Below are 19,508 nucleotides of genomic sequence, written 5' to 3'. Positions count from 1 at the left end.
GATGGTTGACTACTTCTTACGCCACCGGGCCGCGAGCTATTTAATGACCGTGGTACTGCTTATTGGTGGATCGCTCGCATTCACCGGCATGGGGCAGCTGGAGTTCCCCGAATTTACTATTCGTAATGCGCTGGTCACGACCCAATATCCTGGTGCCACGCCAGAAGAGGTGGAGCAGGAAGTCACCTCGACGCTGGAAGAAGCCATTCAAGAAATGCCCGCCATTAAACGCATCAGCTCGGTAAGTTCTGATGGGTTTTCGCAAATCACCGTTGAGCTGCAAAGCACGGTGCAAAACGAAGAGCTACAACAGCTGTGGGATTCATTGCGCCGTAAAGTGGGGGATGCTCAGGCGGCCTTGCCGCCAGGGGCGAGCCGGTCGCGGGTTAACGATGATTTTGGCGATGTGTTCGGGCTGATGATTAACCTCACGGGCGACGGCTACGCCATGCCGGACCTAAAAGGCCATGCCGAGTTTCTAAAGCGTGAGCTTGCGCTGGTAGATGGCGTTGAAAAGGTATCGCTGGCGGGGGTAAGGGAAGAGCGCATTTTTATAGAAGTGGACCGAGAACAGCTGCGTGCGCTAAACATCCCGTTAAGTTCTCTTCAGCAACTGCTGGATACGCAAAATGCCGTAGCGGACTCGGGTCACTTGAAACAGGGCGGTCAGCGTTTCCGAATAACGCCGTCGGGTAGTTCCGCCAATATTGATGATTTGCGTGCGCTAATCGTCAGTGAAGGTAATGGCGAGCTGGTCAGGCTGAGCGATATTGCGGAGATTTCCCGTGGCTTAACCGAGCAACCCCAGCAGCTTTACCGCGATATGGGGCGGCCTGCCATCTCGCTCGGTATCTCGTTTGAAAGCGGCGTTAACGTTGTTGAGGTAGGTGCCCGCCTTGATCAACGGCTAGAGGAGTTAGACGCGCGTACCCCCTTAGGTATGGAGCTCAATGTGGTCTATGACCAGCCGAGCGTGGTGGATGAGGCGGTATCCGGCTTTCTCGTTAGCCTAATTCAGGCGGTGGCCATTGTGATTGTGGTGCTCATGCTGTTTATGGGCTGGCGCAGCGGCCTGCTGATGGGCTTTATTCTGCTGATTACGATTATTGGCACTTTTATGCTGATGCGCATCCACGGCTTGCAGCTGGAGAAAATCTCGCTGGGAGCGCTGATTATCGCGCTGGGCATGCTGGTTGATAACGCCATTGTGGTGACGGAAGGCATGCTGGTGGGCCTGAAACGTGGCCAAAGCATACGAGAGTCGGCACATCAGGTGGTTCGGCAAAACGCATGGCCATTGTTGGCCGCTACACTGATTGCGGTGGCTGCCTTTGCACCGATTGGGCTATCGCCGGATACCACCGGTGAATTTATCGGCTCGCTGTTCTATGTGTTGCTCTATTCGCTGCTGCTGAGCTGGCTGACGGCCCTGACGCTCACGCCGTTCTATTTCAAACTGCTGTTTCGCAATGTGGCTCCAAGCAGCACGGATGAAGATCCTTACAAAGGTGCGGTGTATCGCCTGTTTAGCCGTGTGATAGTGGCCGGTATCCGGCTGCGTTGGCTAACGCTTGGCCTGGTGGTGGCCATACTGGCGGGCGCCGTGTTTGGCTTTGGGTCAGTCAAGAATGCCTTTTTCCCGGCCTCGAATACGCCCATTTTCTTTGTCGATTATCGCACGCCGGAAGGCACCGATATCCTGGAAACCCAGCGGCGGGTAGCAGAGTTAGAAGAGGTGGTGATGGAGATGGAAGGCGTTCACCACCTCACCACGGTTGTCGGCGGTGGTGCCCAGCGCTTTACCTTGACCTATGCGCCGGAAGACCGCTTTGCCAGCTACTCACAGCTAATTGTCGAGACCCATGATAAAGCGACGCAGCAAGCGCGCATGGCGGATGTCGAAGCCGTGCTGGAGCGCGATCATAGCGATATCGACTATAAAATTGCCCCGCTGGAAGTGGGGCCCGCGCCAAAAGCCAAGATTGAAGCCAGGCTTTATGGCAGCGACCCTGCCGTGTTGCGCCAGCTTGGTGATCAAGTTGAGGCCCTGTTTAGCGATACGTCCAATATGGTCAGCGTGCGCACCAACTGGCGTAACCGTGTTCAGGCTGTGGTGCCTATTTTTGCCGAAGATACCGCGCGACGGCTGGGCGTTACGCGTGAGAATTTAGCGGCAACGCTGGCGCTGAGTACCAGTGGTAGCCAAGTGGGTCTCTATCGTGACGGCAGCGACCTGATTCCGATTGTTGCCAGAGCGATACCGGAGCAGCGCAACGATATCGACAACCTAGGATCGTTGAACGTATGGAGCGCTGAACAGGGGCGTTACATCACGGCGGATCAAGTGATGCGCGATGTAACGACCCAGGTCGCTGACCCGCTGATAATGCGCCGCGACCGCGAGCGTATGCTGGCGGTATATGGCGAGCCTGACCCGCTCAGCGGGGTGACGGCAGCAAGCGTATTGGCCCAAGTGCGGCCTCAGGTAGAGGCGCTGGAATTACCACCCGGTTACCGGCTGGAGTGGGGCGGTGAATTTGAGACCGCCGGTGAGGCGCAGAGCGGCCTGTTTTCGTCGCTGCCGCTTGGCTTGGTGATGATGTTTATTATTACGGTGGTGCTGTTTAACAACTTCCGTCAGCCGCTGGCGATCTGGTTTTTGGTACCGCTGACTATCGTCGGGGTCGTTGCGGCTCTTCTCGTAACGGGAATGCCTTTCTCGTTTATGGCGCTGCTGGGTACGTTGAGCTTGATCGGGATGGTGATTAAGAATGCCATCGTGCTGGTAGAAGAGATCAATGTGCAGCTGCCGCTGCACAAAGATCGCTATCACGCCGTGGTGCGCGCTGCCATTAGCCGTGTTCGGCCCGTATCCATGGCCGCCCTGACGACCATGCTAGGGCTGATTCCACTGATCAGTGATGCCTTCTTTGCCAGCATGGCGGTCGCGCTGATTGGTGGGCTTGGGGTGGCCACGCTGCTCACCCTTATCGTGCTGCCGGTGATTTACTGCGTGCTTTATCAGATCAAGATTCATGAGGATTAGGGCAGTCTTTGCCGATCATGAGTGACACTATTTGAAGGCATAATGACAGCCGCCCTCACTAAAGAGGGCGGTGCCATATCGAGCATTGGATGGGGGAGAACGGTTTACGAGGCAACGCGGAATGGGTTGCGTGGGTCGTTGTCCCAAGCGAGGAACGGTTTGCCGGTCTCTTGCGGCACCATGGTGATGCAGTTCTCTACCGGGCAGGTGATCTGGCAGAGGTTACAGCCAACGCACTCCTCTTCAATGACCTCATAGCGGCGGGCGCCGTCCTGCTCGGTAAGCTTGGCAATCGACTGGTGGGAGGTATCTTCGCAGGCGATATAGCAGCGGCCACACTCAATACACAAATCCTGATCGATGTGGGCAATGGTCTTGAAGTTAATATCCAGGTGTTTCCAATCGGTAGTTTGCGGCACGGCCTTGCGGGAAAACGCCTCGATGGAGTCATAGCCCTTTTCCGCCATCCAGCGGGAGAGGCCGTCTTTCATCTCCTCCACGATACGGAAGCCGTTGAGCATAGCGGCAGTGCACACCTGCACGCTGCCGGAGCCGAGAGCGATAAACTCCGCCGCATCCCGCCACGTAGAAATACCGCCAATGCCGGAAATTGGCAGCGTTTGAGTCGCTGGGTCGCGGGCGATTTCCGCCACCATATTCATCGCAATGGGCTTAACCGCGCTGCCGCAGTAGCCGCCGTGGGTGCTCTGGTGACCCACGGTGGGCATGGCGACCATGTTGTCCAAGTCGATGCTGGTGATCGAGTTGATGGTGTTGATCAGCGAGACTGCATCCGCGCCGCCGCGTAGCGCCGCCTGGGCGCCCACGCGAATATCAGTGATGTTGGGCGTGAGTTTTACAATCACCGGCTTGGAGTAGTGCTTTTTACACCAGTAGGTGACTTTTTCGATCAGGTCGGGGTTTTGGCCCACCGCCGCGCCCATGCCACGCTCCGGCATGCCGTGGGGGCAGCCCAGGTTCAGCTCGATGCCGTCCGCGCCGGTGGCTTCCACCAGCGGTAAGATATACGCCCAGGCTTCCTCGTTGCAGGGCACCATGATCGAGACGATCAGCGCGCGATCCGGCCAGTCCTTCTTCACCTGGGCGATCTCTTGAAGATTGATCTCCAACGAGCGGTCGGTAATCAGCTCAATGTTGTTAAAACCGATTACTTCGCGGTTCTTACCGTAGTGGGCGGAGTAGCGTGATGAGACATTTACCGCAGGCGGTTCTTCGCCAAGGGTTTTCCATACCACGCCGCCCCAGCCCGCTTCATAGGCGCGCACCACGTTATAGGCTTTATCCGTCGGCGGGGCCGAGGCCAGCCAGAATGGGTTGGGGGCTTTAATGCCCGCAAAGTTAACCGATAGATCAACGCCATTAACCACGCTGTCGCCGCTATTTTTCTTGCCGGGTGGGGTAAACGGTAAGGTGCTCATGCGGCCTCCTGCTTGGCGGTTAGCGCTTGATGAATGGCGTGGGCAGCCAGTTTGCCGTGCTGCACGGCCTGTACGGTGAGGTCTTGGCCGGGTTTTACGCAGTCGCCCCCGGCATATACGTTGGGCATTGAGGTTTGGAACATCTCGTTAACATGAATGCGCTCGCCGTCGCGGGCAAGCTCGGCGGCAGTGGCATCGCGTAGGCTGTCACCCTCGAAGCCCTGGCCGATGGCGGTGAAAATGGCATCCGCCGCGATCTCGAAGGTCTCGCCCGTGGTGGAGAGGCGGCCCTGCTGCTCTGCGGTGTTGGCAAAACGCATGCCTGCTACTCGGCCATGACCATCGAGCAGAATGTCATCGGGCTGCGCCCAGGTGACCATGCGCACGCCGTTGGCCTTAGCGATCTCCTGTTCGTGATCGGTGGCGGACATCGCGTCTACGCCACGGCGATAAACGAGGGTTACTTCGCTGGCGCCTAGGCGGGCCATTTGGGTGGCCATATCGATGGCGGTATTGCCCGCGCCAATCACGATGCAGCGCTTGGCTACGGCTAAACTGCCCAAATCATCGGCTTGGCGCAGGGTTTTGATGTAATCCACCGCAGGTATCAAGCCAGGAGCATCTTCCCCGGTGAGCCCTAACGCTCGGCTGGCACCAAGCCCCAGGCCTAAGAAGACGCTGTCATACTGCTGGTGCAGGGTGTCGAGGGTCAGGTTATCGCCCAGACACTGACCGTACTGAATGTCGATGCCACCGATTTCGAGCAAAAACTCGACTTCCTTGCGGGCGAAGTCGTCGGTCATTTTGTAGCGGGCAATGCCGTATTCGTTGAGACCGCCAGGCTTTTGCTCTGCCTCAAAAATCGTCACTTGGTGACCCAGCATGGCGAGGCGGTGTGCGCAGGAAAGCCCAGCAGGCCCAGCACCCACCACGGCAATGTGGCGGCCAGTGGTGGCGGCGCGTTTGAATGGGTGGCTCTCAAACTGCATGTTGTCGGTGGCGTGGCGCTGCAACAGGCCGATGAGCACGGGCTGGCACTCGGCATCATGGTTACGCACGCAGCTGCGTTCGCAGAGGATTTCCGTGGGGCATACCCGGGCGCAGCTGCCGCCCAGAATGTTGGCCTCCAGAATGGTTTGCGCCGCACCATTAATGTTGCTTTCGCTGATTTGGCGAATAAAGCTTGGAATATCAATTTCCGACGGGCATGCCTCGATGCAGGGCGCGTCATAGCAGTAGAGGCAGCGCTGGCTTTCAATGATGGCCTGGCGCGGCGTTAGCGGTGGATGAAGGTCGCTGAAATTATGCGCCAACGTATCTGGGTCGTAGGTGCCGACCTCTTTTGCGCTAGGCAGGTGATCAAGTGAATGGGTCACGGTCGTTTCTCCATTGCTCTGTTTTGCAGTGAGGGCGGGTTAGCGCGTTACCGCAACGGGGGCGTTTAGCTCGGCGCGTTTTGCGAGCAGCTCGAAGACGCCGGGGTAGGCGGGGCGCTCTAAGTAGCGGCCTGCACCCCGCTCGGCGTGTAGCTCGCCGTCCCGCCATGTCCACTTGCCTTGGCTGATGGTGTGGCGGGCGATGCCGCGCACCGTTTTGCCCTCAAAGATATTGAAGTCCACGTTTTGGTGGTGGGTTTTGGCAGAAATCGTCCGCGTACCGTTCGGGTCCCAGACCACAATATCCGCATCGGAACCGACCTGAATCGCGCCTTTGCGCGGGTAGAGATTGAAGATTTTGGCGGTATTGGTAGAGGTCACGGCGACAAACTCCTGGGGCGAGAGCTTGCCGGTGTTGACGCCTTCGTCCCACAGCACGGCTAAGCGATCCTCTACGCCTGCGGTGCCGTTGGGGATCTTGGTGAAGTCATCTTTCCCAGCGGCTTTCTGCTCTTCGCAGAAGCAGCAGTGGTCGGTGGCGGTGGTTTGCAGGTTGCCGGATTGCAGGCCGTGCCAGAGCGCTTCTTGATGCCCTTTAGGGCGGAAAGGCGGACTCATCACGTGGGCAGCGGCGGTGGCCCAGTCCGGGTGTTGATAAACGCTATCGTCGATCACCAGATGGCCCGCTAAACACTCGCCAAATACCGGGTGCCCCTGCTGACGGGCGTAGGCGATTTCATCCACCGCGTCTTTGGTAGAAACGTGTACCAGATAAACCGGTGCGCCCAGTGTGGACGCAATACGAATCGCCCGGCTGGCGGCTTCGCCTTCTACCTGGGGCGGGCGAGAAAGCGGGTGGGCTTCCGGCCCGGTGATGCCCTGGGCCAGCAGCTTCTGCTGCATGTGGTAGACCAGCTCGCCGTTTTCCGCGTGTACCGTAGGCACTGCGCCCAGTTCTAGGCAGCGCGAAAAGCTCTCCACCAGGATGTCATCGGTGGCCATTATCGCGCCCTTGTAGGCCATAAAGTGCTTGAAGCTGTTGACCCCGTGCTCGCGCACCAGCGTGCCCATCTCTTCTTTGACGCTCTCGTCCCACCAGGTGATGGCGACGTGGAAAGCGAAGTCGGTAGCGGCTTTTTCCGCCCAGCCCTGCCAGGTTTCAAACGCTTCCAGCAGCGATTGGCCAGGGCTGGGAATCACGAAATCGATAATCGTGGTCGTGCCGCCCGCCATGGCCGCGGCGGTGCCGGTGTAGAAGTCTTCGCTGGCGACGGCGCCCATAAACGGCATCTGCATATGGGTGTGGGGGTCAATGCCGCCGGGCATGACCAGCTGGTCGCTGGCATCGACGATCTCGCAGCCTTCAGGGATGTCTAGGTCGGTGCCAATGGCGTGGATTTTGCCGTCAACACACAGCACATCGGCGCGGTAGGCATCAGCGTGGGTGACGACGGTGCCGCCTTTGATCAATAGGCTCATGGTTTGCTCCTGCGTAACGTTGACTAAGAGGGCTTATTCGCCGTCGGTGAGGCGGGTGTAGGTCTCGGGGCGGCGGTCGCGGAAGAACTGCCAGTTGTTGCGCACCTCACGCACCATGTCCAAGTCGATCTCGTGCACCAGCAGCTCGTCTTCGGTTTCGCTGGCCTGGGCCTCGATTTTGCCGCGCGGGTTAACGATGTAGCTGGAGCCGTAGAAGTCGCCGATGTTCCACGGCGCTTCAGTACCCACGCGGTTGATCGCGGCGATAAAGCAGCCGTTGGCGGCGGCGGAGGCGGGTTGTTCAAGCTCCCACAGGTATTGGGAAAGCCCGGCCACGGTGGCAGACGGGTTGAAAATCACTTCGGCGCCGTTGAGCGCCAGCGCTCGCCATCCTTCGGGGAAGTGGCGGTCGTAGCAGATATACACGCCGATTTTGCCGTAAGCCGTATCAAACACCGGCCAGTTGGACTTGCCCGGCTTAAAGAAGAATTTTTCCCAAAAGCCCGCCACTTGAGGGATATGGGTTTTATGGTATTTACCCAGGTAGCTGCCGTCGGCATCAAATACCGCGGCGGTGTTGTAGTAAACGCCGGTCTCGGTCTCTTCATAAATGGGAACGATGATCACCATGCGGTGTTTGGTGGCCAGCTTCTGCATCATTTGGCAGGTGGGGCCTTCCGGCACCCGTTCGGCGGCGGCGTACCACTTTGCATCTTGGCTAGGGCAGAAATAGGGTTGGTTAAACACTTCTTGAAAACAGAGTACCTGCACGCCCTGTTCGGCGGCCTGTTCAACCAATGGCAAATGCGCTTCATTCATCGCGTCACGAATGGCGGCAGGTTCTAAGTCAGTGGTGGTTTTAAGGCCCATCTGAATTAAGCCAATCTTCATTTTCTGCATGTTACAGCCCTCTCTTCTCATACGCGCCAACCGCATGCGGGCGCATGTCGGTTCGTTTCCGGTCATGTGAGGAGTTGTGGATTAACTCCTCTCAAACGATGGCTGCGTGGCGTGCAGTGGTGCTCTCCTTTGCTTTTTGTAAAGCATAAGGTGGAAGCGATTATTGTTGTTTATTAAAAGTTGTCTTATTTGACAGCTTTTTGAACATAGACCGTTATGGTGTGCTATTTCAAGATTTTTTTGAAATTACTTTAACTCTTTGATTTGTTAAATATTTTATGAGTTTTATGGTGTTTTTAACTAAATTGGTGACTGCCTGCACTGTAATGGTGTTTTTAATTTATTTATATAAAACAATGCTTTGATAATTTTTTTACAAATTTTTTGAGATTTTGCAGCATCGTTTTGGTGCGATTTTTTATGAAAGAACTACGCTAATTAGTGGTTTGTAAAACCATAAGGCGAATAATAACAATCACGCTAACAGTGTCTGTATGTCTGTCAGATAAGTCAGCTTCTTGATCAATAAGTTAATAGCTTAGTGGCTGGTTTAGGCACGCTTATTGCTGCACATAAAGCGATACCGTGAATACAACGGGCAACAGCACTGCTGAGGAGAACACTATGACCGAGCGAACCTCCCAAATGGTGGATAGAGAGGGGCTAATTGAACTTGATGTCGCAAACGATGTTCGTGATAGCCCACGTTTTAATGAGGATATTGCCCCCACAAAGGCGAGTGAGCGTACCTGGAGTAAATGGAACATTGGCGCGCTATGGGTAGGGATGTCGATCTGTGTACCGACTTATACGCTGGGAGGTGTTCTCACCGCCTATTTTGGCTTAAGCGTAGGGGAGGCACTGTTTGCAATCCTTCTGGCCAATATCATCGTGCTGATTCCGCTCACCTTAAACGCCTTTCCTGGCACCAAATTTGGTATTCCCTTTCCTGTCGTCCTGCGCTCATCGTTTGGTATTTTAGGCTCTAACGTGCCGTGTCTTGTGCGGGCATTGGTTGGCTGCGGCTGGTTTGGTATCCAAACCATGTTTGGCGGCTTAGCGATTCACCTGCTGCTTTCCGCGTTGATTCCTGCCTGGGCGGCCCTGGGGGGCGTTGGAGAAGTCATCGGCTTTTTTGTCTTTGGGGCGATGAATCTTTACGTGGTGATTCGTGGCGCTGAGTCGATCAAATGGCTGGAAACCCTCGCCGCGCCGTTGCTGCTGGCCGTTGGTATTGGGCTTATGGTGTGGGCTTGGCCGCACATGTCGATGACAGAGCTTTTGGCGCAGCCGCCATCGCGCCCTGAAGGCGCCTCGGTTTATGGTTACTTCTTTGCGGGCTTAACGGCGATGGTGGGCTTCTGGGCTACGTTGTCGCTCAATATTCCCGACTTCAGCCGGTTTGCGAAAAGCCAGAAAGATCAAATTGTTGGCCAAGTGATGGGCTTGCCCCTGACGATGTTCTTCTTTGCTTCTTTAGGTGTGGTTCTCACCGCAGCTTCCGAGACGCTGGTGGGTCAAACCGTGGCTGACCCGGTGCGCTTGATCGGCTATATCGACAGCCCCTTCTGGGTGGTGTTGGCCATGCTGTTTATCATCATCGCGACCATTTCCACGAATACAGCTTCTAATATTGTGTCGCCCACCAACGATTTCCAGAACATCGCGCCTAAGTTGATCAATCAGACGCGTGGCGTGCTGATGACCGGGGCGGTGGGTGTACTGTTAATGGGCTATGACTTGCTGCAAAAAGCGGGAATCATTGCGCAAGGGGTATCCTTAGAGCAGATGTACTCCAACTGGTTACTTGGCTACTCCAGCCTGCTTGGGCCGATCGCAGGCATTATGGCAGTGGACTACTTTTTGATTAAAAAACAGCGCTTGGACGTACCCAGCCTTTATATGGATAACCATGCGTACCCTGCGGTGAATATGGCAGGGTTTATCGCATTCGGTGTGCCCGTTGTGCTAACGCTGCTGTCGCTGTTAACCGGCACCATGAACTGGTTTTATGACTACGGTTGGTTCACTGGCTCGGCGTTAGGGGCCATTGTGTACTACTTAGCGAGCCAGGCATTGGCTAGCTCACCCCAGGTGGGGCCAGAGCCGCTCGGGAGTGAAGCGGTTAAGTAGTGGTTAGGTAATGGCTCGGTAGTTGCGATGCGGGTAAGCGCTCAGCTGTAAAGATAACGCTCGGCCGCTGGTCGGGCGTTATCGCTTTTACTCAGAGGGGGTGTTCGCCAGAGTGTTTGAGAAAACTTAAAAAGGCATCGACCACCCGGTTGGGGCGGCGATCACGACGGGTGACCAACACAAAAGGGGTGCGGTAATACTGCGTGGTCGCGCGGAGCGCACGCATCTTTCCTGCGGCCACCCACTGGGCCGCAACGTGCTCTGGCAGAAAACCAATAAAACGCCCGGTGAGAATCAAAAAGGCAGCCCCTTCACGGTCAGAGGCTGATGCCTGTGGGGTGAGCATCTCATGGGCTTTTCGCGCTGCGCTGGGAAGTGGGTAGCGGGGGGTGATCGCGGGGAGTGTTGCAAGCTGCCCATCGCTGATTGACGTGTCGGCCTGGTCAAAAAGGGGGTGACCAACCGCGCAGTAAAGATAGGAGGGCTCATCGTAAAGTAGGCGCGTTTCCAAGCTGGTCGGTAGGTTTACCGCAGGGACGACACCCACCTGTAAGTGACCGTCCATCACCCCACGGATCACTGCATCAGAAGGCTCCATGTGAATATTCACCGAGACGCTGTGATGGGGGGCCGTCAGCTCGGCCAGTGCGTGGGTAACGTGCATGTCGGGCAGAGTCACTAAGTTATCGGTAATGCCGATATTTAGCTCGCCTTTGATGCTATGATGCAGCGCATTGACGTCGCTTTTAAAGGTCTCTAGCGCCGTGAGCAGCGTCAGACCTGCGTGATAAATCTCTTTGCCCTCTTCGGTTAAGCTGAATCCACCGCGCCCGCGTTGGCAGAGTGAAAAGCCTAAGCGCCCTTCTAGGTCGTTCATGTGCTGGCTAATCGCCGAGCGGCTAATGCCTAACGCGGTTTCTGCGGCGGTGAAGCCCCCGCACTCGACAACCGTTTTAAAGATGCGTACCAAACGTATTTCGTAGTCACTCATTTGACCTAGGGTGGGCATGCGATGGTTCCATCCTTAAATGTCGGGGGCTCCCAAACAAAAATAGCGCGCTAATAACGCGATTACGTTGTAAATCAATTTTATATCCAATCTAATTGTCGATAACACTGACACTTTAATGCCACAGCATACGCGACCGTCTTGGCACGAAACATGGCGTTTGTTTACGTTAAAGCATAACGATAAGGATTTAAGGGCACTATGCCGCAGAGTCGTTTGCCAACTTCACCCTCTTTGCTTTCCAAGACTTCTCCTGTATATCGTCGTCAGCGTTGGGGCAGCATCGTGCTTTATAACGCTGCTATGGTGGGGTTGCTGGTGCTTTTTATGTGGGTATTAAGTGATCAATACCGTCAAGAGGTCAACGCCTCCCGAGATCGCAGCGCGACCCGTGCGGAGCTGGTAGGGGAGTGGGTAAGCACCACGTTTGCGCTAAGCGATCAGGTGTTAATGGATGTCTCTCAATTGCTAGAGCCACCCATGATCCCTTTTTCTACCGAACACAGCCATTTTGAGTCGCTGCTTCAAAAGCGCCGCGATAGTCTGCCGATGGTCGAAGAGATAAGCATCATCGATGAGCATGGGCAGCTACTGGTCAGCTCTAGCCTGAGTCATCCTCCCGGTTTTGATACCCGTGGCATGGCGTTTTTCCAGGCATTTCAACAATCGCCGCGGCTTGAACAGCTGGTGACCCCTCTCTATTGGTCAGCCTTTTCACGTGACTATCACATTTTTCACGTGCGGCGACTGCGAGGTTTAGAGGGACACTTCAGCGGGCTAGCGGTGGTGCAAATTGCCCCCCGTGTTCTGGATAGCGCTTTGCAGCGCTTAAGCATGGGAGTAGGTGAGAGCATCGCCATTATTGATACCCAGGGGCAATTAGTGGCGCGCCGTCCTGGATTAGATGATCAGACTGCGCTGGGAACATCCATTGATCACGCGCGTATTACCCAGTTTTTAAACAGCGATATGCCTAGCGAAAGCATGCGCATCGTCTCGCCGCTGGAAGGTGATGAACGCCTATTTTGGCTACACCGTGTTGAAGAACTGCCGTTTGCCGTGGTGGTGGGTGAAGGCATGCAGCAGGTGCTGGCTGGCTGGTGGCAACGCTTCTGGATTCTCTGCGCCATTTGGGTCTTGATCGGTCTACTGGGTGGCTGGGGGTTGCGCCACTACCTCAACCGTTTAACGCTTGAAGTTCAGCTGTACCAACGCATGCAGGAGCGCGAGCTGGCGCGCGCAGAAGCGCAGCAGCGAGAAGCGCGGCTACAGGCACTGGTGTACTCCATCCAAGATATGATCTTTGTGTTTGATGGGCAGGGGTGCTTGAGCTACGTTCACGCGATTCATCAGCAGCGTTTGCTTAAGGATGCCCACGACATCATAGGCAAACACTACCGCGACGTACTGCCTGATGAAGTGGCGCAGGCTTTTTCCAGCGTCTTTTATCGTGTACGGCGCCATCGGCATGCCGAAGAGCTTGAGTATTCGCTGACGTTCGAGAAAGAAGTGAGGTACTTCTCTGCCACCGTCAGCCCGTTGAGTGACGCCAGCGGTGGTTTTGATGGCGTGCTGGCGCTGGTGCGAGATATCACCCAGGCGAAGCTGGACGATGCGCAGTTACGCATCGCCGCGACGGCCTTTCAAACGCACCTAGGGATGCTGATTACGGATACGCGGGGGCGTATTTTAAAAGTTAACCGAACCTTTACACGTATTACCGGTTATGAAGAGAGCGATGTGCTGGGGCAAAACCCGCGCATGTTTAGCTCAGGCCGTCACGATGCTGATTTTTACCGCACGCTGTGGAGCAATGTCGCCAAATCAGGCAGCTGGGAAGGAGAAGTGTGGAACCGTCGCAAAAATGGCGAAGTATTCCCTGAGTGGTTAACCATTAGCGCCGTCAAAGATAGCGACGGTGTGCTCACCCATTATGTTGCTACGTTAAGTGATATCACCGAGCGTAAAGCAGCGGAAAAGGAGATTCATCAGCTGGCGTTTTATGACCCGCTGACCGGGCTGGCGAATCGTCGTCTGTTCATGGATCGTTTGGAAGCCGCCATGAGAACCCGCTCGCAAAACTCTCATCATGGCGCACTGCTGTTTATTGATTTAGATAACTTCAAGCAGGTTAACGACACCTTGGGTCACTATGTCGGCGACCAGCTGCTACAACAGATGGCGAGTCAGCTCCAGGCGGTGCTGCGAGAGACCGACACCCTGGCCCGCTTGGGAGGCGATGAATTTGCAGTGGTGATTGATACGCTGAATGAAGATGCTGAGCAGACGGCGCTGCTGGCGGAAGCGATTGCCCAAAAGTTGCTGGTCGCGATTCGCCGCCCCGTGCTGCTGCGTGATGAAACCGTGATAGTGACCGGAAGTATTGGTATTACCGTGTTGGACGGCAGCGTGCCAAGCGTGGATGATTATCTTCAGCAGGCGGATATGGCGCTGTTCCAAGCGAAAGAGGCCGGGCGGGATACGCTGAGTTTCTTTGACCCCGCCATGCAGTCAGAGCTTGTGCAGCGTGCCCGGATTGAAGCGGACCTTCGGCATGCGCTGCCTGACCAGCAGTGGCTGCTGCACTATCAACCCCAAGTTGACCGCCTGGGCGTGGCAACGGGCGTCGAGGCGCTGCTGCGTTGGCAGCACCCTGAGCGTGGCATGGTGTCGCCAGGGCTGTTTATTTCACTGCTGGAAAGCACGCGCTTAATTAACGACGTAGGCGATTGGGTGCTGGAAGAGGCGTGCCGCCAGCTGGCTGAATGGGCGAAACAGCCGCAATACGCGCACCTGGAAATGGCGGTGAATGTGAGTCCGCTACAGTTCCGTGAGCCTGACTTTCTAGCCCGCACTCAAGCGATTCTGCTGCGCACCGGCGCGCCGCTGTCAAAGCTCAAACTTGAAGTGACTGAAAGCCTGTTTGTGGAAGCGCGCGATGATGCTCGCGCTAAAATGGAAGCGTTAAGAGCGCTCGGCGTGCGCTTTTCCCTGGATGATTTTGGCACCGGCTACTCATCGTTGGCGTACCTCGCACAACTGCCGCTAGATCAGCTGAAAATTGACCAGAGCTTTGTGCGCGAAATTCTCCAAAGCCCTGCGAATGCCGCGATTGTGGAGAGTACCATTGCGCTGGCGAAAAGCCTGGGGCTAGAGGTGATAGCCGAAGGTGTGGAGACCCCTGAGCAGCAGCGCTGGCTGGCCGAACACGGCTGCTACTGTTATCAGGGGTATCTATTTGCTAAGCCAATGGCGCTGGTAGCACTAGGCCAATGGATGAATCAGCAGGGGCGGTAGCGTAACGCTGGCGGCCAGTTCATCGGGGACAATCACTTCTAGGCGTGAGTCCTGCCGCCAGGCGCTACTCTCAACGCTGAGCGTTCCGTCGGCACGGTTGAGGCGTTTCCAGCCGTTGTCAGTATGAAACACCCCTTTTACCCGAGCCGCCGTTGGCAGTTCACCCAGCCAAGCCGCTAAGCGGTCAAGGTCAAAGCGCTCGTTCGGGTGCCAGCGCACCCCCGTGCTGGTGTAGCCAAGGGCGTTGGCGGTTTGCTGTTGGGGCTGGCCAAGGGGCGGCGGAAAATCAAAAAAAGCGCCCTCTAGGCTGGGGCTTGCTGCCAGTGCCTGATGCTCGTCAGGCATCGTGGGCTGGTCTTCTTGCCGAGCTTGGCCGCTGTCTAACAGCCGTGACACGGGCAGTACGCCCTGATCAACCGTATGTACCCACTTTCGGGGTGGCCATAGCTCGCCGATAAACTGCTGGGCCTGTTGATGCTGGGCCTGACTTGCCTGGTCGCCCATGGTGATGGCGATAGCATCGGCCATATTAAGCTGGTCTCGAAACGTGTCGTGCTCGCGCACGCGGGCTTCGTCTAAGCGTCTTGGATCAAGCGTGGCGATAATATCCTGCACCGCTACCACGTCTTGAAACGCCTCGCCGCGCAGCAGATCCAGCAGTCCGGCGGGGTGGCCAAGCCCTGAAGGCTCGATAATCACTCGGTCGGGCTTGCTGCGCGCGAGCAAGTTAACGAGCGCCGCTTGCAGTACAAACGCCAGTTGGCAGCACAGGCAGCCGCCGGGCAAGCCTTTGACGACGACATCATCGCGCTGGTCGAACATGGCTTGATCGATGCCTATTTGCCCAAACTCGTTGACCAAAATCGCCCATTTCTCATCCACAGGCTTTTGCTCAAGCAGGCTGTGGATAAGCGTGGTTTTGCCGCTGCCTAAAAAGCCGGTGACGATGTGAACGGGAACGCGTGAAGCGGTTGCCAACGGTTAGCCTCCGGTCATATTCATAAAGCGCACCACCTGAACATCGCCATCGGTAGTGAAGTGGTGGCGTTCAGGCTTTAGCGGCAGCGCATTGATAATGGCGGTTTTGAGGGCATGCATATCGCCGGGGTAGCGGCGCAACACGGCGCGCAGGTCCACCGAATGCTCGTTGCCTAAACAGAGCAGCAGACGCCCTTCTACCGTCACGCGCACTCGGTTGCAGGTGTCGCAAAAGTTGTGGCTGTGGGGAGAGATAAACCCTACCCGGCTATCGCTATCGGCCATCTTAAAATAGCGCGATGGACCCGGCGTGCTCTCCGTGGTGGGGGTGAGCGGGTAGCGGGTTTCTATCAGCGCCTGGACATCGTCGCTAGAGTAGAAGGTCTCAGCCCGGGAGTGGTCGGAAACGTCGCCTAACGGCATCTCTTCGATAAAACTAATATCGAGCCCTTCTTGGCGGGCAAAGGTAACGAGGTCGAGCACTTCATCGTCGTTGCGCCCCTTTAAGATCACCGCGTTGAGTTTGATACGCTGAAAACCAGCTTCTTTGGCGGCGTGGATGCCGTCAATCACCTTAGCTAAATCACCGGTGCGGGTGAGCTGCTTAAAGCGTTCCGGATCGAGGGAGTCCAGGCTGATGTTCAGTCTACGCAGCCCACCCGCGTAGAGCTGTTTAGCGTGTTTGCGCAGGCTGGCGCCGTTGGTGGTCATGGTGAAGTCGTTTAGCCCTGGCAGCGTGCCGATCTCATCCACGAGTTGTTCGATGCCTTTTCGTACCAGCGGCTCGCCACCGGTGAGGCGGATTTTTTCAACGCCTAACTCGGTGAACGCGCGAGCAACCATGGCAAGCTCTTCAAGGGTGAGCACTTGCGCGCGAGGCAGAAACACCATCTCTTCGCTCATGCAGTAGACACAGCGGAAGTCGCAGCGATCAGTGACCGAGATACGCACGTAGCTAACACGACGCCCAAAGTTGTCGATTAGCTGTTGGGCCATTGGTGGTTGAGTCATTGCCACTCCGTCAGTGGTTGAATGGTGACCGTATCGCCAGGTTGGGCGCCCGCCAGGTCGTCGCCCAGCTCAATCAGGCAGTTGGCCGCGACCATCGAGGTCAAAATCCCCGACCCTTGAGCACCGGTCGTGCGCACGTGAAGGACTCCGTGGGCGTCGCAGCGGTATATGCCGCGTAAAAAATCGGTGCGCTGCAAGCGGCTTTTTAGCGGTGTTTCCGCGATGGCGGTTAAGCGCAATGGCGGTGAGGGCGCCTGCCCCTGCAGGCGTTGCAGTAGCGGCACTACAAACTGGCTAAAGGTTACCATGACCGCCACTGGGTTGCCGGGCAAGCCAAGGAAAGGCGTGTGCGATGGGCCAAGCCATCCGCAAGCCATCGGCCGCCCTGGGCGCAGCGCCACCCGCCAGAACGCTAACTGGCCGAGCTGTTCTAATGCTTGCCGCGTGAAGTCAGCATGGCCGACAGATACGCCGCCGCTGGTGATCACTAAATCGCTGCACTCAGCGGCACCTGCGAGGGCGTGCACCATCGCGGCTTGGTCGTCGGGCAGAATGCCCAAGTCGACCACCTCGGCCCCTTGCTCGATGAGCAGCCCCATCAAGCTAAATCGGTTGGTGTCGTAAATGCCCGCGTGAGGCAGTGCGTCTCCGGGCGGCGTGACTTCATTTCCGGTGGAGAAAATCGCTACCTTCGGGCGCCGATAAACCGCGACATCGGCGTAGCCTAGGGAGGCAATAAGCCCCAGGCGAGCGGCATCTAACCGTGTGCCAGCGGCCAGGGCGACGGCGCCACTGGCAATATCTTCCCCCGCCTGGCGAACGTGCTGGCCGCGTAACACCCGCTCAGGCGCATCAATCGTCACGCTTTCGGCGTGCTCAACGAGCTGCTCGCGCATAATGATGGTGTCGGTGCCGCTGGGTAGCGGCGCGCCGGTGGTGATACGCACGCATTGGCCTTTAGGCACCGGGCCTGCAAACGCTTGCCCCGCAAAGGCATCGCCTGCAATGGGCCAGTGGGTCTGAAAAGGCGCTGCGTCTGGCCAAGCCAGCGCCACGCCGTCCATGGCGGCATTGGTGTTTTGCGGCACATCGATAGGCGCTTTAAGATCGGCGGCAAGACGTCTGCCGTGCGCGTGGCTAAGCGCAATGCGTTCATGCGCTACGCTGCGCTCAACCAGCGTCATCAGCGCCTCTCGTGCGGTATCCACGGGGAGCATCTGCTCGCCTAGCTCAAAGCACGACAGGCTCATAGTCTCTCCTGGGCGGCAGTGGCGAGCGCTAGCTCCAAGCGCTGTTTCTCTTCCTCGGTATTCAAGTTGGCAAACGCTTCAGGGCAGTCGGACATATCCACCTTGCACCACGCGTGGCGGGCGAACCAGCGGTCGATTTTGCGCTCACCCTGAGCAAGGGCGTCGGCCAAATCATCGGCGAGCGAGGTGCGCAAGAGAACGACAACCGGGTGCAGCCGCTCACCGTCAAAGGCGACGGCGATATCCTGCTCGCCGTTTTCTGTCATGATGCCCGCGAGCATGCGGGGCACTAGGTCATGGGGAAGCGCTGGGGAGTCGCAGGGGGCGACCAGTAGCCAGGGTGTTTTAGCTGCCCGCAGGCCGCTATAAATTCCCATTAACGGGCCTTTAAAGCCGCCCTCCGCATCTTCGATTACCCGGTTGGCGAATGGCGCGTAGCCATCCATATTACGGTTGGCGTTAATCAGTAGCTCGGCCACGCGGCCTTCAAAGCGTTTGACGGTATGCGCGACGAGCGGCAGGCCCGCAAAGGGCTCAAGACCTTTATCGCGGCCACCCATACGGCGACCTTCGCCGCCTGCCAAAATCATGCCGGTGATGTCGTGTATTGCGATCATACGCCAGCCTCCTTGGATGTGCGGGCAGCCGGTGGCTTGGCGGGAATAGCGTCAAGCGTTAAACGGCCATTAGCATTGATTGCCTGAAAATTTTTGCCCTTGGCGCGGCCAATCAGCATCACGCCGAAGCGCTCGGCCAGCTCAACGCCTTTTTGGGTAACGCCTGAGCGCGAGACCAGCACGCTGATACCCATTTGGGCGACTTTTAGCACCATTTCGGAGGTTAAACGCCCCGTTGTGTAGAAAATATCCGCACTGGCACTGTTAGATTGCTGCAACCACTGGCGGCCTGCCAGGGTGTCGACTGCGTTGTGTCGGCCAACGTCCTCCACAAAGTCGAGCACCTCTGTTTGGCGGCACAGCGCGCAACCGTGCACGGCGCCAGCGCTCCGGTAGGTCTCGTTATACGCGTTGAGATTACTCAGCAGCTGGTAAAGGGTCGATTGCGTGAGCGATGTTTCAGGCAGCGCGGTCAATGACGTTTGGGCGAGGAGGTTGCCAAATACGGTGCCCTGGCCGCATCCGGTCGTCACCGTGCGCGTGCTTAGCCGTGCCTCAAGGTCGTCTGGCAGGTGGCGTGTCACGATAGACGCCGCTTCTACGTCCCAGTCGACTTGAACCGCTGTTAAATCCTCGGCCGAACGGAGCAGTCCTTGGTTGCGTAAATAGCCTACGACCAGGGCTTCAGGGTCATCGCCCAGGGTCATGAGCGTCACTATCTCGCGCTTATTCAGGTAAACCGTCAGCGCACGTTCAGCGGCAATGGCCTGAGCGCGGGTGTCACCATAGGCATCCATTATCTCAATGGTGGTGGTTGCCGGTAACCGGGCTTGGCTTAATTGAAGGGCGGGCATCCGCAATCCTCGCTGGTACCTCAACGGGTACTTAAAACAGTGCTGAAAACAATAATAGTTGAGTAAAACACTCTGAGTTGACGATGATGGCGCTCGGGGGGCTTACTTGTCTACCCATT

At 56.8% G+C, this 19,508-nt stretch carries 13 protein-coding genes; 3 read left to right on the top strand and 10 right to left on the bottom strand.

Annotated features, from left to right (window positions below):
- The first annotated feature begins 1 nt into the window (after position 1).
- Entirely contained in the window at positions 2–3,046 is a 3,045-nt protein-coding gene (locus tag LG301_RS14815; protein WP_404471924.1) for an efflux RND transporter permease subunit, read from the top strand.
- Positions 3,047–3,150: 104 nt separating this feature from the next.
- Here the strand turns inward: LG301_RS14815 and preA are convergent, their stop codons facing one another.
- Genes preA through LG301_RS14795 form a run of 4 tightly spaced genes read right to left on the bottom strand, consistent with a single transcriptional unit; the run spans position 3,151 to position 8,240 of the window.
- Positions 3,151–4,485 carry an NAD-dependent dihydropyrimidine dehydrogenase subunit PreA gene (preA, locus tag LG301_RS14810; protein ID WP_404471923.1) on the bottom strand — a complete coding sequence of 445 codons (1,335 nt, stop codon included), beginning with the start codon at positions 4,483–4,485 and terminating at the stop codon, positions 3,151–3,153.
- On the bottom strand, positions 4,482–5,861 hold the full coding sequence (locus LG301_RS14805) for an NAD(P)-dependent oxidoreductase (protein WP_404471922.1): 1,380 nt from the start codon (positions 5,859–5,861) through the stop codon (positions 4,482–4,484). Before LG301_RS14805 ends, preA begins: the two co-directional genes overlap by 4 nt.
- Positions 5,862–5,900: 39 nt before the next feature.
- Entirely contained in the window at positions 5,901–7,340 is a 1,440-nt protein-coding gene (gene hydA / locus LG301_RS14800; RefSeq protein ID WP_404471921.1) for a dihydropyrimidinase, read from the bottom strand.
- Positions 7,341–7,373: 33 nt separating this feature from the next.
- Entirely contained in the window at positions 7,374–8,240 is an 867-nt protein-coding gene (locus tag LG301_RS14795; RefSeq protein WP_404471920.1) for a nitrilase-related carbon-nitrogen hydrolase, read from the bottom strand.
- A 624-nt stretch (positions 8,241–8,864) separates the two neighbouring features.
- Here LG301_RS14795 and LG301_RS14790 point away from each other — a divergent pair.
- Positions 8,865–10,373 (top strand): NCS1 family nucleobase:cation symporter-1, encoded by a 1,509-nt coding sequence (locus LG301_RS14790; RefSeq protein ID WP_404471919.1) that lies wholly within the window; start codon positions 8,865–8,867, stop codon positions 10,371–10,373.
- A gap of 91 nt (positions 10,374–10,464) precedes the next feature.
- On the opposite strand, the gene LG301_RS14785 is transcribed toward LG301_RS14790, so the two are convergent.
- Entirely contained in the window at positions 10,465–11,382 is a 918-nt protein-coding gene (locus LG301_RS14785; RefSeq protein ID WP_404471918.1) for a LysR family transcriptional regulator, read from the bottom strand.
- Positions 11,383–11,685: 303 nt separating this feature from the next.
- On the opposite strand from LG301_RS14785, the gene LG301_RS14780 reads away from it, so the two are divergent.
- Positions 11,686–14,679: an EAL domain-containing protein gene (locus tag LG301_RS14780; protein ID WP_404475286.1), complete on the top strand. Its 2,994-nt coding sequence runs from the start codon at positions 11,686–11,688 to the stop codon at positions 14,677–14,679.
- On the opposite strand, the gene LG301_RS14775 is transcribed toward LG301_RS14780, so the two are convergent.
- Genes LG301_RS14775 through LG301_RS14755 form a run of 5 tightly spaced genes read right to left on the bottom strand, consistent with a single transcriptional unit; the run spans position 14,647 to position 19,389 of the window.
- Positions 14,647–15,657, bottom strand: coding sequence for a CobW family GTP-binding protein (locus tag LG301_RS14775; protein WP_404471917.1), 1,011 nt, complete (start codon positions 15,655–15,657; stop codon positions 14,647–14,649). The two genes, LG301_RS14780 and LG301_RS14775, sit on opposite strands and share 33 nt — an antisense overlap.
- Positions 15,658–15,660: 3 nt before the next feature.
- A complete protein-coding gene (gene moaA, locus LG301_RS14770) occupies positions 15,661–16,653 on the bottom strand; it encodes a GTP 3',8-cyclase MoaA (protein WP_404475284.1) in 993 nt (330 codons plus the stop codon).
- Between the two features lie 11 nt (positions 16,654–16,664).
- Positions 16,665–17,918, bottom strand: coding sequence for a gephyrin-like molybdotransferase Glp (glp, locus tag LG301_RS14765; RefSeq protein WP_404471916.1), 1,254 nt, complete (start codon positions 17,916–17,918; stop codon positions 16,665–16,667).
- Positions 17,915–18,535, bottom strand: a complete 621-nt coding sequence (mobA, locus tag LG301_RS14760) for a molybdenum cofactor guanylyltransferase MobA (protein ID WP_404471915.1) — start codon at positions 18,533–18,535, stop codon at positions 17,915–17,917. The genes glp and mobA overlap by 4 nt, the downstream gene beginning before the upstream one ends.
- A complete protein-coding gene (locus LG301_RS14755) occupies positions 18,532–19,389 on the bottom strand; it encodes a formate dehydrogenase accessory sulfurtransferase FdhD (RefSeq protein ID WP_404471914.1) in 858 nt (285 codons plus the stop codon). The genes mobA and LG301_RS14755 overlap by 4 nt, the downstream gene beginning before the upstream one ends.
- Positions 19,390–19,508: the final 119 nt, after the last annotated feature.

It is taken from the genome of Vreelandella venusta, from assembly GCF_044809155.1.
In the GTDB taxonomy this organism is placed as follows: domain Bacteria; phylum Pseudomonadota; class Gammaproteobacteria; order Pseudomonadales; family Halomonadaceae; genus Vreelandella; species Vreelandella venusta_B.
This window is presented reverse-complemented; position numbering and strand designations above follow the sequence as displayed.

Bases quoted from the DNA above. Each gene is read 5' to 3' on its own strand.
- LG301_RS14785 (WP_404471918.1), bottom strand. From the start codon at position 11,382: ATGCCCACCCTAGGTCAAATGAGTGACTACGAAATACGTTTGGTACGC.
- LG301_RS14795 (WP_404471920.1), bottom strand. From the start codon at position 8,240: ATGCAGAAAATGAAGATTGGCTTAATTCAGATGGGCCTTAAAACCACC.
- LG301_RS14790 (WP_404471919.1), top strand. From the start codon at position 8,865: ATGACCGAGCGAACCTCCCAAATGGTGGATAGAGAGGGGCTAATTGAA.
- hydA (WP_404471921.1), bottom strand. From the start codon at position 7,340: ATGAGCCTATTGATCAAAGGCGGCACCGTCGTCACCCACGCTGATGCC.
- LG301_RS14815 (WP_404471924.1), top strand. From the start codon at position 2: ATGGTTGACTACTTCTTACGCCACCGGGCCGCGAGCTATTTAATGACC.
- LG301_RS14780 (WP_404475286.1), top strand. From the start codon at position 11,686: ATGGTGGGGTTGCTGGTGCTTTTTATGTGGGTATTAAGTGATCAATAC.
- moaA (WP_404475284.1), bottom strand. From the start codon at position 16,653: ATGGCCCAACAGCTAATCGACAACTTTGGGCGTCGTGTTAGCTACGTG.
- glp (WP_404471916.1), bottom strand. From the start codon at position 17,918: ATGAGCCTGTCGTGCTTTGAGCTAGGCGAGCAGATGCTCCCCGTGGAT.
- mobA (WP_404471915.1), bottom strand. From the start codon at position 18,535: ATGATCGCAATACACGACATCACCGGCATGATTTTGGCAGGCGGCGAA.
- LG301_RS14755 (WP_404471914.1), bottom strand. From the start codon at position 19,389: ATGCCCGCCCTTCAATTAAGCCAAGCCCGGTTACCGGCAACCACCACC.
- preA (WP_404471923.1), bottom strand. From the start codon at position 4,485: ATGAGCACCTTACCGTTTACCCCACCCGGCAAGAAAAATAGCGGCGAC.